Source organism: Methylibium sp. Pch-M (genome assembly GCF_004136295.1).
Taxonomy (GTDB): Bacteria; Pseudomonadota; Gammaproteobacteria; order Burkholderiales; family Burkholderiaceae_C; genus Methylibium; species Methylibium petroleiphilum.
In genome coordinates this window covers 3,104,635-3,117,356 of sequence record NZ_CP029606.1, presented here as the reverse complement: position 1 = coordinate 3,117,356, position 12,722 = coordinate 3,104,635, and the positions used below count along the sequence as shown (strand labels likewise).

Below are 12,722 nucleotides of genomic sequence, written 5' to 3'. Positions count from 1 at the left end.
CGCGCGCTGCCCTGAGTCGCTTACAAGGAGAAGTGCGTTGAATGATGCTGCATCTGCCCTACCCCTGCCACTGATCGAGGCCGTGGCGCTGCGCGAGCGGCTCGCCGCCGGCGCGCAGACCGTCGTGGTCGACACCTCGTTCGACCTGGCCGATGCCGCGGCCGGCGAACGCAGCTACCGCGAGGGCCACCTGCCCGGCGCCCACTACCTGCACCTCGACCGCGACCTGGCCGACCACGCGCCGGCCGCCGACGGCCGCTTCCGCGGCCGCCACCCGCTGCCGACGCGCGAGGCCTTCGCCGCGACGCTGACGCGCCTGGGCATCGCCCCGGCCACGCCGGTGGTGGTCTACGACCGGCAGGGCGCGATGTTCGCCGCCCGCGCGTGGTGGATGCTGCGCTGGCTCGGCCACCGCGAGGTCGCCGTGCTGGACGGCGGGCTCGCCGCATGGCGCGCGGTCGGCGGCGCGCTGGAGAGCGAGACGCCGACGGCCGTCGCGGCGCGGCTCCCCTACGTACCCGCGACCTCGCTGGTTCCGACGGTCGATGCCGTCGCGCTGCAGGCCGGACTCGGTCGCGTGCGGCTGATCGACGCGCGGGCGCCGGAGCGCTTTCGCGGCGACGTCGAACCACTGGACCCGGTGGCCGGCCACATCCCCGGGGCGCTGAACCGGCCGTTCAAGGACAACCTCGACGCCGAAGGCCGCTTCCTCGCGCCCGCGGTGCTGCATGCCGCCTTCCTGCCGCTGCTCGCCGGCCGGCCGCCGGCCGAGACGGTGCACCAGTGCGGCTCCGGCGTCACCGCCTGCCACAACCTGCTGGCGATGGAACGGGCCGGGCTGCCCGGCGCCGCGCTCTACCCGGGCTCATGGAGCGAGTGGTGCGCCGATCCGGCGCGCCCGGTGGCGCGCGGCTGAGCGGAAGTCCGCGCCGCGCCCGCGGGCAGGCTCGACGCAAAGCTTGATCCTCGGCAAGATCAGGGGCTGGGCACGGGCGCAAGATGCGCTCGTCCCTTTCCTCAGCCAAGGAGGCCGCCATGTACCAACGCATCCTGGTTCCCACCGACGGCAGCGACGTCACGGGCAAGGCCGTCGCCACCGCGGTGTCGCTCGCCAAGGCCCTGGGTTCGAAGATCGAGGCGCTGAGCGTCAAGGAGCCCTTCCCCTACAGCGCGATCAGCGAGATCCAGCCGGTGGCGCCGCAGGAGTACTTCGACGCGCAGGAGCAGATCGCGCAGCGGCGCGTGCAGCAGGTCGCCGCCGCCTGCCAGGCCGCCGGCCTGGGCTGCGAGACCTACACCATCGAGGCGCTGCACCCCTACGAGGCCATCATCGAGCACGCGAGCCAGCGCGGCTGCGACCTGATCGTGATGGCCTCGCACGGCCGCCGCGGCATGAGCGCGCTGCTGCTGGGCAGCGAGACCCAGAAGCTGCTGACGCACACCGCGATCCCGGTGCTGGTGGTGCGCTGAGCGCAGGCCCGGGCTGCGGCCCGGGCGGAGTTCAGAGCAGCAGTTGCGCGGCGCCGTCGCGCTGCCGCACCACGCCGTTGGCCTCGATCCGCAGGGCCCCCTCGACCGCCCAGCGCACCGCCATCGGATAGAGCCGGTGCTCGCTGGCCAGCACGCGGGCGGCCAGCGTCTGCTCGGTGTCGTCGGGCAGCACCGGCACCGCCGCCTGCGCGACGATCGGGCCATGATCCAGCTCGGCGGTCACGTAGTGCACGGTGGCGCCGGCCAGCTTGCAGCCGGCCTCGATCGCGCGCCGGTGGGTGTGCAGGCCGGTGAAGGCCGGCAGCAGCGACGGGTGGATGTTGAGCAGGCGGCCGGCATAGCGCTGCACGAAGCCCGCCGTCAGGATGCGCATGAAGCCGGCCAGCACCACCACGTCGGGTGCGTGCGCATCGATGGCCTGTGCCAGCGCGGCGTCGAAGCCCTCGCGGTCGGCGTAGGTGCGGTGCTCGACCACCGCCGTCGCAATGCCCCTCGCGGCAGCGTAGTCCAGGCCCGCGGCATCGCCGCGGTTGCTGATCACCGCCGCGATCCGGGCCGGCCAGGACTGCGCGGCGCAGGCCTCGACGATGGCTTCCATGTTGGAGCCCCGGCCGGAGATCAGGATCACGATGCGCTTCATGGGCCGGCAGTGTAGGCGGGTATCGCAAGCCGCCGATAATCAGGGCCCGGCCCACGACGCCTCGGCGACAGGCCCTCCGGGCTGCTCGTTGCAGCATCCCGCGACCCACCCCACGCTCCCACGCCATGAACGCTGTCCCCGGGCGCTCGCTGCCCTCTTCGCTCTCCCTGTCGTCGCACACCTGGGCGCCGATCAGCCGCGCCGAGATCGTCACGGTCGCGCTGCTGGCGGCGATGGTGCTGTGGCTCGTGGCGATCGCGCTGTCGGGCGACCAGGCGATGGTCGACTGGCTCACCTCGGAGGACGGTCCGCTGGAATGGACCAGCGTGTTCGCCTGGCTGCTGCTCGCGGTGGTGGTGCTCGCCACCGGCGGCCTGAACCGCCACACCCTGCTGCTGGCCGCGGTGAGCCTGCTGTTCTGCGCGCGCGAACTCGACCTGCACAAGCAGGCGGTGTTCGGCGGCGTCAGCTTCCTGAAGATCAACTTCTACCGCGGGCACGAGGTCACGACGCTGCAGAAGCTGCTTGGCGGCCTCATCGCGCTCGGCGTGCTCGGCACCGTGCTGGCCGGCCTGGGCTACAACACCCTCGCCTTCCTGCGCCGGCGCCTCTACCGCCAGCCCTGGGGCCGGCTGGTCGTGCTGGCGGGCGGCCTGCTGGTGCTGTCCAAGGTGTTCGACCGCCTGCCCGCCGTGATGGCCGACGAATACCACCGCCCGCTCGGCTGGACGGCCACCGCGCTGTCCCATCTGCACGAGGAAGGCCTGGAGACCTTCGTGCCGCTGCTGCTGATCGCCACCGCCTGGCTGCGCACGCGCATGGACGACTGAGGCGCCGGGGCGCTGCCTAGAATCCGCGACCCGACGAGTTCCTGGAAGAGCCCCTCATGACGCAACGTGTCCTCACCGGCATCACGACCACCGGCACGCCCCACCTGGGCAACTACGTCGGCGCGATCCGGCCGGCCATCGCCGCGAGCCGCGAATCCGGCGTCGAGAGCTTCTTCTTCCTGGCCGACTACCACGCGCTGATCAAGTGCGACGAGCCCGACCGCATCGAGCGCTCGCGGCTGGAGATCGCGGCCACCTGGCTGGCCGCCGGGCTGGACACGCAGCGCGTCACCTTCTACCGCCAGAGCGACATCCCCGAGACCACCGAGCTCACTTGGCTGCTGACCTGCGTGACCGCCAAGGGCCAGATGAACCGCGCCCACGCCTACAAGGCCGCGACCGACGCGAACGAGGCCGCCGGCGAGGACATCGACGCCAACATCTCGATGGGCCTGTACAGCTACCCCATCCTGATGGCGGCCGACATCCTGCTGTTCAACGCCCACCGCGTGCCGGTCGGCCGCGACCAGGTCCAGCACATCGAGATGGCGCGTGACGTGGCGCAACGCTTCAACCACCTGTTCGGCCGTGGCCGCGAGCTGTTCGTGCTGCCGCGCGCCGAGGTCGAGGAGGACGTGGCCACGCTGCCCGGCCTCGACGGCCGCAAGATGTCGAAGAGCTACGACAACACCATCCCGCTGTTCGAGGGCGGCCCGAAGGCGCTGAAGGAAGCGGTGGCGCGCATCGTCACCGACTCGCGGCTGCCTGGCGAGGCCAAGGATCCCGACGGCTCCTCGCTGGTGACCATCCACGACGCCTTCGCCAGCACCGAACAGCGTGCCGCGCTGCGCGCCGATCTGCGCGCCGGACTTGCCTGGGGCGAGGCCAAGGCGCGCAGCGTGGCGCTGATCGAGTCGCACGTGGGCCCGATGCGGGCCCGCTACGAGGAGCTGATGGCCCACCCCGAGCGCGTGGAGGAAGCCCTGCTCGAAGGCGCTCGCAAGGCCCGCGCGGTGGCGCTGCCGCTGATGCGCGAGCTGCGCGACGCGGTCGGCCTGCGCGCGATGGTGGCGGTGAGCCGCCCGGCCGCGAAGCAGGCGCCGGCACGCGCGGCCGGCAAGGCGCTGCCCGAATTCAAGCAGTACCGCGAGAACGGGCTGTTCTTCTTCAAGCTCACGGCGGCCGACGACCGCGTGCTCCTGCAGAGCGCCGGCCTGGCCGAGGGCCGCGAGGCCGGCGGCTGGGTGAAGCGCCTGAAGACCGAGGGCGCGGCGGCGCTGGCCGAGGCGCCGGTGCAGCGCGGCGAAGGTGTCGACGCGGCCGAAGTGGAAGCCGCGCTGAGCGCGCTGGTCGCCGCGCAAGCCTGACCGCACGACACAGGACGCGGCCATGGCCGGCATCCACATCACCGACATCGAGTCGGCCATCAACTGGTGGCGCGAGCGCTCGCCGTCGCCCGACGGCATCACCGCCTGCGCCGAGGTGCGCGCGCTGGCCGAGGTGTATGCGCTGCTCGTCTACTACCGCGAGAGCGAATGCGACGAGGCCACCATGCCGGCGAAGGCCAAGGCCGCCTGGCTCGGGTGGTACGCCAGCACGCCCGACGCGCCGTGCATCGCGATCTGCTCCACCAGCCAGGGCGACGACGTCTGCAAGGGCTGTGGCCGCACCTTCGACGAGGTGCAGCACTGGCCGGCGCTGAGCCCGGCCGCGAAGCGGGCCACCTGGCGGCGCATCACGATGGAGGCCACGGCCTGGCGATTCAACCGCTATGCCGAACGTGCGCACGAGGTCGATGCGACAGCCGCGCGGGCCGCGAGCCCGGCCGCTGAAGTTCCGGGCGCCAGGCCGCCGCCGGCGGCGGCCTGAGCCGCTCGCCGCCGAGGCGCCTCAGGGCGCGATCGGCAGGCGGAGAACGAAACGGCTGCCGCCGCCCGCGCGCGGCTCGCAATGCACGTCGCCGCCGTGATGCTGGGCGATCTGCCGGACCAGGCTGAGTCCCAGCCCCACGCCGCCGGCCTGCTCGGCATGCCCCGGCAGGCGGTAGAACGGTTCGAAGATGCGCTCGCGCTGCGATGCGGGCACACCCGGACCGCGGTCGCTGACGCTCAGTTCCAGCCACTCGCCGACGCGGCGCAGCTGCAGTTCCGGCGCCCCGGCGCCGCCGTAGCGGCGGGCGTTCTCCAGCAGGTTGCGCAGCGCCCGGCGCAGCAGGCGCTCGTCGCCGAGCAGCGTGGCGGGCACTGCCGCGGCGCGGTCGGCCTCGTCCGGCAGCTCGAGCACCGCGTCGACGCGCGCCGCTTCCTCGGCGGCGAGCGCGATCACGTCGACCGGATCGCGCACCCGCTCGTCGACACCGTCGCGCGAGCGCGGGTGGCGGGCATCGAGCCGGCTGGCGAGCAGCACCTCCTCCACCAGCGCGTCGAGTTCGCGGATGTTGCGCTCGATCTCGTCCTTCAGCGCACCGCGGCGCTCGGCCGGCGTGGTGTCGAGCATGGCCAAGGCCATCTTCAGCCGTGCCAACGGCGAGCGCAGCTCGTGGCTGGCGTTGGCCAGCAGCGACTGGTTGGCCTGCACCAGCGACTCGATGCGCGTGGCGGCCGCATTGAAGCTCGTCGCCAGCGCGGCGATCTCGTCGCGGCCGGTGGCGTCCACGCGGTGGTGCAGTTCACCGGCGCCGAAGGTCTCGACGCCGCGCTTCAGGGTCTCGAGCCGGCGTGTCAGGCGCCGCACCACCGGATAGGCCCCGCCGGCCACGGCCACGAACAGCACGCCGAGCGTCAGCAGCAGGCCGACGCCGCGCATGAAGAACGGCGGCTCGGGCACCAGCAGCCGGCCGTCGGGGCCGCGCCCGCCCGGACGCAGCATGCTCGGTCTCACCACCCACAGCGTGCGGCCGTCGCTGAGCGCCACGCGCTGCGGCGGGCGGCGCTCGACGAGGTCGGGCAGGCGGTCGTCGGGGCGCGGGCGGCGCGCCTCGCGCGGGCGGCCGGGCGGCGCCGGTTCCACGCCCTCGGGCGGCGGCGGGCGCAGCTCGTCGGGCGGAACCGGCCCGTCCGGCCCGACGCCGCCGTCGATCCAGCGGGCGAAGGCCTGCGAGGTGGCGATGCGCCGGCCCTGTGCGTCATCCAGCGCCAGCGGCATGCGCAAGCGCGACGACCATTCGAGCAAGGCCTGGCTCTGCTCGTCACGCGGTGCGTCGACCGCCGGCAGCGCGTTCTGCAGCAGCTCGCCCCAGGCGATCAGGCGCTCGTTGCCGCTCGCCTCGACCCGGATGCGCTCATGCTCGATGTTGCGCTGGAGCAGCCAGCCCGACACCAGCGCGAACAGCAGCAGCACCGCCACGACGGTGAGGTAGATGCGCAGGTAGAGCGTCTTCACCGGCCGGCCCGTCCTGCTGCGCGGGCGCGACGCCGGTCAGGCCGCCTCGGCATCCTGCTTCTTCGCGAACACGTAGCCCGCGCCGCGCACCGTGAGGATGCGGCGCGGCGTCTTGGGATCGTCTTCGATGGCGGCACGGATGCGCGAGATGTGCACGTCGATCGAACGGTCGAAGGCCTCGAGCGCGTGGCCCTTCAGCGCGTCCATGATCTGGTCGCGCGACAGCACGCGGCCGGGCGCGTTGGCCAGCACCTGGAGCAGGTCGAACTGGTAGCTGGTCAGGTCGCAGGGCTTGCCGTCGAGGCGGGCCTGGCGACCGCCGGCGTCGACCTCGAGGCGGCCGAAGCGCAGCACGTCGCCGTCGCCCCCGCTCGGCGCGGCGCGGCGCAACAGGGCCTTGACGCGCGCCAGCAGCTCGCGCGGCTCGAAGGGCTTGGGCAGGTAGTCGTCGGCACCGAGCTCGAGGCCGACGATGCGGTCCATCGGCTCGCCGCGCGCGGTGAGCATCAGCAGCGGCAGCGCGCGCGTGCGCGGCGCGGCGCGCAGCTCGCGGCACAGGTCGAGGCCGTCGCCGTCGGGCAGCATCAGGTCGAGCACCAGCGCATCGAACAGCTCGCGCTCCAGCCGCGTGCGGCCGGAGTCCAGCGTCGGCGCCACCTCGACCTCGTAGCCGGCCTGGCGCAGGTAGTCGCCCACCATCGCGGTGAGGCGGGAGTCGTCGTCGATCAGCAGCAGTCGAGCACTCATGGTCTTGCGAGGCGAGGGAGCCCAGGCTCCGGAGGATAGAACAGCGGGACCGACCCGGCAGGCCGGGCCGGTCCCGCCGGCCGCCGCGTCAGCCCTTGGGTTCGGGCGGCGGCGCGCGGTGGTGGCGCTCCATGCGTTCGTGGCGCGCCTTCATGCGCTCGGCGAGCTGGACGCGCTGTTCCACCGTCAGCACGCGGCTGGCGTCGAGCAGGGCCTGGCTCATGCGCCGGCTGGCCTGGTCATGCTGCGCCACCATCTGCTGGCGCAGTGCCTCGACGGCCTGCGCATCGACGGTCGGCTGCGTGAACAGGCGGGCCTGCTGCTCGCGCAGGTCCCTGCCAGCCTCGCGCTGCGCCTTCAGGTCGGCGGCCGCGGCCTGCGCGATCTGCCGGATCTGGCTGCGCTGCGCGTCGGTCGCCTTCACGCTGTCGAGCAGGCGCTCGAGCTGGCGTGGCGAGGCGCCCCAGACCAAGCCCGGTCCGCCGTGCGGACCGCCGTGCGCGGCCGGGCGGGCCGGCGCGCCCTCGGGCACGGCCCAGGCCGTCAGGCTCGCGCCACCGGCCAGCGCGATCGCCGTCCCGAGAATCACGCCGCGCAGACCGCGGGGAATGAGAGAGTCGCTGTTCATCGTGCGTCCTTTCCATGCAAACCCCTCAGGGGGTGCATGCATGGTCGGACGCGGGGGTGAAGCGCGCTTGCGCAGGCGGTAAAGATCTGTGTAGCGCCGGGGGCCCTAGCTTGAAGCGCCGGTCGAGCCGTTCTCCTACAGACCGCCGCACGCAGGCGCACTACATTGAGCGTACGGAGCCGTCTCTCCTCCCGTCTCCCCTCCTCCCGCTGACGGCTTCCTTGCGGTGGACAGCGCCGTGCGCTGTCCACCTTTTTCATGGGCGGCCGAACTGCCCGCTCTGGTAGTCGAGGAAGGCCTGCCGGATCTCGGCGGGCGTGTTCATCACGAACGGTCCCTGCCCGACGACCGGCTCGTTCAGCGGCTCGCCGCCGAGCAGCAGCAAGGTCGCATCCGCCACGGCCTCGATCTGCAGCGTGTCGCCCTCGCGCTCCAGCACGGCGAGCTCCGCCTCGCCGACCACGGTGTCACTGCCGTCCACCCGCAGCGCGCCCTTCAGCACGAACAGCGCCGTGGTGTGTCCGGCCGGGACGCTCAGCCGCACCGGCCGGCCCGCCACGAGTCGCAGGTCCCACAGGTTGATCGGGCTGAAGCTGCGCGCCGGCCCCACCACGCCTTGCAGTTCACCGGCGATCACGCGCACCGTGCCCGCAGCGTCCGGCAGTTCCACGTGCGGGATCTGCGCCGCCGTGATCCCCTGGTAAGCGGGCGCCACGCGCTTGTCCTTCGCGGGCAGGTTGACCCACAGCTGCAGCATCTCGAACGGGCCACCGCGACGCGCGTAGTCGCGGCCGTGGAATTCCTCGTGGACGATGCCGCGGCCGGCGGTCATCCATTGCACGTCACCGGGGCCGATGGATCCGCCGGCCCCGGTCGAGTCGCGGTGCTCCACCTCGCCGGCGTAGACGATGGTCACGGTCTCGAAGCCGCGGTGCGGATGCCGGCCCACACCGAGCCGCCGGGTGGTGGGCTCGAATTCCACCGGGCCCGCATGATCGAGCAGCAGGAAAGGCGACATCGGCTCCGCGAGGTCGTTGTACGAAAAGATGCTGCGCACCGGAAAACCGTCGCCGACCCAATGGCGCCCCGGGCTGCGCCGAACGAACGAAAGCTGCTTCATGGTGGATCTCCTTGAAGCAGGAGTTTGGGGCGGCCCGGCCTGCCTGCAACGCATCGAATCTGCACGCAGGGTTCAAGCGGCTTCAATGACCGGAGGGAACCGGCGCCGGACCCGTTTCAAGCCCCGGTTGACGGACTCGCCACAACCCCAGGCCGCCGGCGAACTGCCGCCTGTGACACAGTGAGGCCGACCGGCCGTCGCCGTTGCAGCGCCCTGCCATCCCCTTCACCCCGAACCTCCGCGAGGACACGATGCCACTCGTTCGAATCGACATTTCGCATGACGCCCCACCGACGCTGGGACGCGACATCGGTCAGCTGATCTACGCTGCCATGACCGACCTGATCAACGTGCCCGCTGACGACAAGTTCCAGATCATCGCCCGACACGGTCAGGGCGAACTGGTGTTCCCGGCCAGCTATCTGGGTGTCGAGTATTCGCCGGGCATCGTGTTTATCCAGATCACGCTGAACCAGGGCCGGTCCATCGAGCTGAAGAAGGCGTTCTACAAGCGCATTGCCGACGACCTGCACGCCAGGCTGGGGGTGCGCCGACAGGATGTCTTCATCAACCTGATCGAGGTCGCCAAGGAGAACTGGTCCTTCGGCAACGGCGAGATGCAGTACGCGCCTGCGCCCGGCTGAGCGATGCCCGGCAGGCTGGGCCCGAACACCCCAGCTTCTCCCCCTCTAGCGGGATGGCCCCTGCCCTGGACGGCCCCTAGGCTAGACGCCATGAGTTACACCCACCTCCAATCCTTCAACAACCGCGCCGCCCTGGCGCGATCCGCCATCGCCGGCTGCTATTCGTGCCTGGGTAGCTTCAAGCCCGAGGACGTGGTGGCCTGGGTCCACGACGACACCACGGCCGTGTGCCCGATCTGCAGCGCCGACACCGTGCTGCCGGGGGTCGGGGACGTGCGGGCCCTGCACGCCGCGCGAGCGGCCCAGTTCGACAGCGCCGAGACGGTGCCTGCCGTGCTGTCCCTCCTGCCCGAGCGCAACTGAGGCACGGCACATGCATTTCGACGAGCGCGACTGCGGCGACTTCAGGATCTACGGCGGGGCACTCGACGCCCCCGGCGGCGGTTACCTGGCCGCGGTCGTCGTCATGCGGGTGCGCGGGCTGAGCGGCGAGCCGGTGGCGGTGTTCCGCGACGAGCGCCTTGCCGGCGGCCACCGCTTCAAGGATGCGCGCTCCGCGCTCCATTTCGCCATGGATGCAGGCCGCCGTGCGGCCCAGGAGAGCGCAGAGTCCGTCGGCAGTTGAAGGCGGCACTCGCAGGCGATTCCCCCTTTTAACACCATCCTAACACCATCCAAGTGGATGGTGTTAGGATGGTGGAATGCCCGCACGACGCCAACTCTCCTCCGCGACCAAGCCACTCGACGAGAAGGTCACCGTCAACATCGGTTATGTGGACCTCGGTCACATCGACCTGCTCGTCCAGGACGGCTTCTACGCCAACCGCACCGACCTGATCCGCACCGCGGTCCGCAACCAGCTCGCCGGCCATGCCGACGTGCTGAAGCAGGCCGTGGCCCGCAAGACACTGGTGCTGGGCATCCAGCAGTTCACTGCCAGCGACCTGCGCGCCGTGCAGGCGGCGGGCCAGACGCTGCAGATCCGCGTGCTCGGCCTCGCATCGTTCACCGCCGACGTGACACCGGAGCTCGCGCTGGCCACCGTCGAGTCGGTGGTGGTGCTGGGTGCGCTGCACGCCAGCCCGGCCGTCAAGGCCGCGCTCGCCCCGCGCATCCGCTGATGCGTGCGAACCATCGAGACCCAGGAAGCCCATGCACCCCGATTTCCAGCGCCTGATGACCGAGGCCGCCCGCCTCACGCGGGCCGGCGAGTTGCGGCGCGCCACCGCTTCGATTCGCGCCGCGCTCGGCAAGGGTTCGGCGACCGCCGCCGAGGCGCCGACCGCATCCGACGACGATGATCTGGTGATCGACGTCGAGGCGCGCCGGGTCGAACCCGAACCGCCGATGCAGCCGCCGGTGTCGGCCAGCGTGCCCGGCGGTCGGTTCATCGCCGGCAGCCACACCGACGCGAACGGTACGCACGAGTACCGGCTCTTCGTGCCACCGATCTGGCAAGGACAGACGCTGCCGCTGGTGGTGATGCTGCACGGCTGCACGCAGAACCCCGACGACTTCGCGGCCGGCACCGGCATGAACGACGCGGCCCGCGAGCACGGCGTCTTCGTGCTCTATCCCGCGCAGACGCAGCGCGCCAATGCGTCGCGCTGCTGGAATTGGTTCAAGCACAACCACCAGCAGCGCGATCGCGGTGAGCCCGCGATGCTGGCTGCGATGACGCGCGAGGTGATGGGGCGCTACGGCATCGACCCCCAGCGCGTCTACGTGGCCGGCCTGTCGGCGGGCGGCGCGATGGCGGCCATCCTCGGTGACGCCTACCCCGACCTGTTCGCTGCGGTCGGAGTGCATTCGGGTCTGCCGGCCGGCGCAGCGACCGACCTGCCTTCGGCGCTCGCGGCGATGAAGAGCGGCACCGGCAGCATCGCCAGGAGCACCGCCGTGCCGACCATCGTGTTCCACGGCGATGCCGATGCCACCGTGCATCCGTTCAACGGCGAGCGCGCGGTCGCCGCCCGCGCCGGCCGCGGCACGCCTGAGAGCCAGCGTGCGCGCAGTGCCAACGGCCGCGAGTACACGCAGCGCCGCTACCGCGATGCCGACGGTCGCGTGATCGCCGAGCACTGGGTCGTGCACGGCGCCGGCCACGCCTGGGCCGGCGGCTCGACGCAGGGCTCGTACACCGACGCCCAGGGCCCGGATGCGAGCGCGGAGATGCTGCGCTTCTTCCGCACCCATACGCTGCCGCCGCCGGCGCGCTAAGGGCTCGCCGTCTGCTGCGGCCTCAGGCGTCGCGCGTGCGCCGCCGCTGCGTCTGCGACGGCAGCTCGCTGAACATCAGCTTGTAGTGGCGCGTGAAATGGCTTGCGCTGCTGAAGCCCATGGCGCACGCCAGCAGCGTGATGGGCTGATCGCCCGCTTGCTTCAGGCGACGCCGCGCCTCGTTCAGGCGCAGCGCGCGCAGGTAGGCCTGCGGCGTGGTGTGCAGGAACTCCTCGAAGCAGTACTGCAGGCTGCGCCGGCTGGCGCAGGCGGCCGCGCAGATCTCGGGGATGCCGATGTCCTCCTGCAGGTTGGCGCGGATGAATTCGATGGCGCGCTTCACCACCCGCAGCCGCGAATCGGCACGCCGCGGGATGCCGACCGCGCCGCGGTCGGCGCCGCCGCCCGACATCGCCAGCGCCACCGTGTGCGCGAGCGTGGCGCCGATCAGCGCCGGCTCGTTCTCGAGGTCGATCACCGCACCGGGCGCGCAGCGGCCGGCGGCCGAGCACACGGCGAGCAGCTGGCTGCGCACCGCGCCGGCGGTGTCGGGGGTCAGCGCCCAGCGCCGCTGGCGTTCGGCCCGCGCCAGCCACTCGATCTCCTCGGGCGCCAGCATGCCGCCGAGCCGCCGTCGTTCGACCGACAGCGCCAGCAGGTCCAGTTCACCGGCCGCCACCAGCTCGTACTCTTCGTGGCCTGAGATGACCATCAATGCATCGGCGTCCAGCGGCCGGCCGGCAAACACCGAACCGGGCGCGACCGACAGCGGGATGGCCAGCACCAGGCAGTCGGAGGGCGGCCGGATCTGCTCGCGCAACTGGCGGTTGGTGGACTCGCGCAGCACCGTGCCGCCGGCCATCACCACCTGCCGCGCCGAACCCCGGAAGCGGCCGCGGCCGAGTTGCTCGTAGCGCTGCTGCCAACCGCTCAGCGCCTGCGCCTGGTCGTCGACGTCGGCCGATTGGTGATCCAGCACGAGAGCCATCTGCTCTTGTAGCACGGCGCCGCGCGACTGTGT

General features: G+C 71.9%; 16 protein-coding genes. 10 read left to right on the top strand and 6 right to left on the bottom strand.

Going from position 1 to position 12,722, the window contains the following annotated elements; all coding sequences use genetic code 11:
- Nucleotides 1–37: 37 nt before the first annotated feature.
- Nucleotides 38–916, top strand: coding sequence for a sulfurtransferase (locus C1M51_RS15055; RefSeq protein WP_207207759.1), 879 nt, complete (start codon nt 38–40; stop codon nt 914–916).
- A 119-nt stretch (nt 917–1,035) separates the two neighbouring features.
- Entirely contained in the window at nt 1,036–1,470 is a 435-nt protein-coding gene (locus tag C1M51_RS15050) for a universal stress protein (RefSeq protein ID WP_011830221.1), read from the top strand.
- A 31-nt stretch (nt 1,471–1,501) separates the two neighbouring features.
- Here C1M51_RS15050 and purN read toward each other — a convergent pair whose 3' ends face one another.
- Nucleotides 1,502–2,131 carry a phosphoribosylglycinamide formyltransferase gene (gene purN / locus C1M51_RS15045; RefSeq protein WP_129451022.1) on the bottom strand — a complete coding sequence of 210 codons (630 nt, stop codon included), beginning with the start codon at nt 2,129–2,131 and terminating at the stop codon, nt 1,502–1,504.
- Nucleotides 2,132–2,256: 125 nt separating this feature from the next.
- Between purN and C1M51_RS15040 the strand changes: the two genes are divergently transcribed.
- From C1M51_RS15040 to C1M51_RS15030, 3 genes are read left to right on the top strand one after another with little or no spacing between them, the layout of a single operon-like run.
- The gene (locus tag C1M51_RS15040) at nt 2,257–2,961 is read left to right on the top strand and encodes a hypothetical protein (RefSeq protein WP_129451019.1); all 705 of its coding nucleotides are present in this window, start codon (nt 2,257–2,259) and stop codon (nt 2,959–2,961) included.
- A 56-nt stretch (nt 2,962–3,017) separates the two neighbouring features.
- Complete coding sequence (locus C1M51_RS15035; RefSeq protein WP_129451018.1) at nt 3,018–4,328, top strand: tryptophan--tRNA ligase; 1,311 nt, start codon at nt 3,018–3,020, stop codon at nt 4,326–4,328.
- Between the two features lie 22 nt (nt 4,329–4,350).
- Nucleotides 4,351–4,830 carry a DUF3717 domain-containing protein gene (locus C1M51_RS15030; protein WP_129451015.1) on the top strand — a complete coding sequence of 160 codons (480 nt, stop codon included), beginning with the start codon at nt 4,351–4,353 and terminating at the stop codon, nt 4,828–4,830.
- A gap of 21 nt (nt 4,831–4,851) precedes the next feature.
- Here C1M51_RS15030 and C1M51_RS15025 read toward each other — a convergent pair whose 3' ends face one another.
- The 4 genes from C1M51_RS15025 to C1M51_RS15010 form a co-directional block, all read right to left on the bottom strand.
- Nucleotides 4,852–6,342 (bottom strand): HAMP domain-containing sensor histidine kinase, encoded by a 1,491-nt coding sequence (locus C1M51_RS15025; protein ID WP_129451012.1) that lies wholly within the window; start codon nt 6,340–6,342, stop codon nt 4,852–4,854.
- Between the two features lie 36 nt (nt 6,343–6,378).
- Nucleotides 6,379–7,089, bottom strand: coding sequence for a response regulator (locus C1M51_RS15020; RefSeq protein WP_129451009.1), 711 nt, complete (start codon nt 7,087–7,089; stop codon nt 6,379–6,381).
- Between the two features lie 88 nt (nt 7,090–7,177).
- Complete coding sequence (locus C1M51_RS15015; protein WP_129451006.1) at nt 7,178–7,717, bottom strand: Spy/CpxP family protein refolding chaperone; 540 nt, start codon at nt 7,715–7,717, stop codon at nt 7,178–7,180.
- Between the two features lie 256 nt (nt 7,718–7,973).
- Nucleotides 7,974–8,837: a pirin family protein gene (locus tag C1M51_RS15010; RefSeq protein ID WP_129451004.1), complete on the bottom strand. Its 864-nt coding sequence runs from the start codon at nt 8,835–8,837 to the stop codon at nt 7,974–7,976.
- Between the two features lie 251 nt (nt 8,838–9,088).
- On the opposite strand from C1M51_RS15010, the gene C1M51_RS15005 reads away from it, so the two are divergent.
- The 5 genes from C1M51_RS15005 to C1M51_RS14985 all read left to right on the top strand — a co-directional run bounded on the left by C1M51_RS15005 (nt 9,089) and on the right by C1M51_RS14985 (nt 11,701).
- A complete protein-coding gene (locus C1M51_RS15005; RefSeq protein ID WP_129451001.1) occupies nt 9,089–9,481 on the top strand; it encodes a tautomerase family protein in 393 nt (130 codons plus the stop codon).
- A 90-nt stretch (nt 9,482–9,571) separates the two neighbouring features.
- A complete protein-coding gene (locus tag C1M51_RS15000) occupies nt 9,572–9,844 on the top strand; it encodes a hypothetical protein (RefSeq protein WP_242499790.1) in 273 nt (90 codons plus the stop codon).
- Nucleotides 9,845–9,854: 10 nt separating this feature from the next.
- Nucleotides 9,855–10,106, top strand: a complete 252-nt coding sequence (locus tag C1M51_RS14995) for a hypothetical protein (RefSeq protein ID WP_011830232.1) — start codon at nt 9,855–9,857, stop codon at nt 10,104–10,106.
- 76 nt (nt 10,107–10,182) lie between these two features.
- Entirely contained in the window at nt 10,183–10,602 is a 420-nt protein-coding gene (locus C1M51_RS14990; RefSeq protein WP_129450997.1) for a CopG family transcriptional regulator, read from the top strand.
- A 31-nt stretch (nt 10,603–10,633) separates the two neighbouring features.
- The gene (locus C1M51_RS14985; protein ID WP_129450994.1) at nt 10,634–11,701 is read left to right on the top strand and encodes a PHB depolymerase family esterase; all 1,068 of its coding nucleotides are present in this window, start codon (nt 10,634–10,636) and stop codon (nt 11,699–11,701) included.
- A 22-nt stretch (nt 11,702–11,723) separates the two neighbouring features.
- Here the strand turns inward: C1M51_RS14985 and C1M51_RS14980 are convergent, their stop codons facing one another.
- Entirely contained in the window at nt 11,724–12,689 is a 966-nt protein-coding gene (locus C1M51_RS14980; protein WP_242499789.1) for a helix-turn-helix domain-containing protein, read from the bottom strand.
- Between the last annotated feature and the right edge of the window lie 33 nt (nt 12,690–12,722).

What these genes read in the sequence shown, in the direction of transcription:
- C1M51_RS15050 (WP_011830221.1), top strand. Translation starts at nt 1,036, where the DNA reads ATGTACCAACGCATCCTGGTTCCCACCGACGGCAGCGACGTCACGGGC.
- purN (WP_129451022.1), bottom strand. Translation starts at nt 2,131, where the DNA reads ATGAAGCGCATCGTGATCCTGATCTCCGGCCGGGGCTCCAACATGGAA.
- C1M51_RS15040 (WP_129451019.1), top strand. Translation starts at nt 2,257, where the DNA reads ATGAACGCTGTCCCCGGGCGCTCGCTGCCCTCTTCGCTCTCCCTGTCG.
- C1M51_RS15035 (WP_129451018.1), top strand. Translation starts at nt 3,018, where the DNA reads ATGACGCAACGTGTCCTCACCGGCATCACGACCACCGGCACGCCCCAC.
- C1M51_RS15030 (WP_129451015.1), top strand. Translation starts at nt 4,351, where the DNA reads ATGGCCGGCATCCACATCACCGACATCGAGTCGGCCATCAACTGGTGG.
- C1M51_RS15020 (WP_129451009.1), bottom strand. Translation starts at nt 7,089, where the DNA reads ATGAGTGCTCGACTGCTGCTGATCGACGACGACTCCCGCCTCACCGCG.
- C1M51_RS15015 (WP_129451006.1), bottom strand. Translation starts at nt 7,717, where the DNA reads ATGAACAGCGACTCTCTCATTCCCCGCGGTCTGCGCGGCGTGATTCTC.
- C1M51_RS15010 (WP_129451004.1), bottom strand. Translation starts at nt 8,837, where the DNA reads ATGAAGCAGCTTTCGTTCGTTCGGCGCAGCCCGGGGCGCCATTGGGTC.
- C1M51_RS15005 (WP_129451001.1), top strand. Translation starts at nt 9,089, where the DNA reads ATGCCACTCGTTCGAATCGACATTTCGCATGACGCCCCACCGACGCTG.
- C1M51_RS15000 (WP_242499790.1), top strand. Translation starts at nt 9,572, where the DNA reads ATGAGTTACACCCACCTCCAATCCTTCAACAACCGCGCCGCCCTGGCG.
- C1M51_RS14995 (WP_011830232.1), top strand. Translation starts at nt 9,855, where the DNA reads ATGCATTTCGACGAGCGCGACTGCGGCGACTTCAGGATCTACGGCGGG.
- C1M51_RS14990 (WP_129450997.1), top strand. Translation starts at nt 10,183, where the DNA reads ATGCCCGCACGACGCCAACTCTCCTCCGCGACCAAGCCACTCGACGAG.
- C1M51_RS14985 (WP_129450994.1), top strand. Translation starts at nt 10,634, where the DNA reads ATGCACCCCGATTTCCAGCGCCTGATGACCGAGGCCGCCCGCCTCACG.
- C1M51_RS14980 (WP_242499789.1), bottom strand. Translation starts at nt 12,689, where the DNA reads ATGGCTCTCGTGCTGGATCACCAATCGGCCGACGTCGACGACCAGGCG.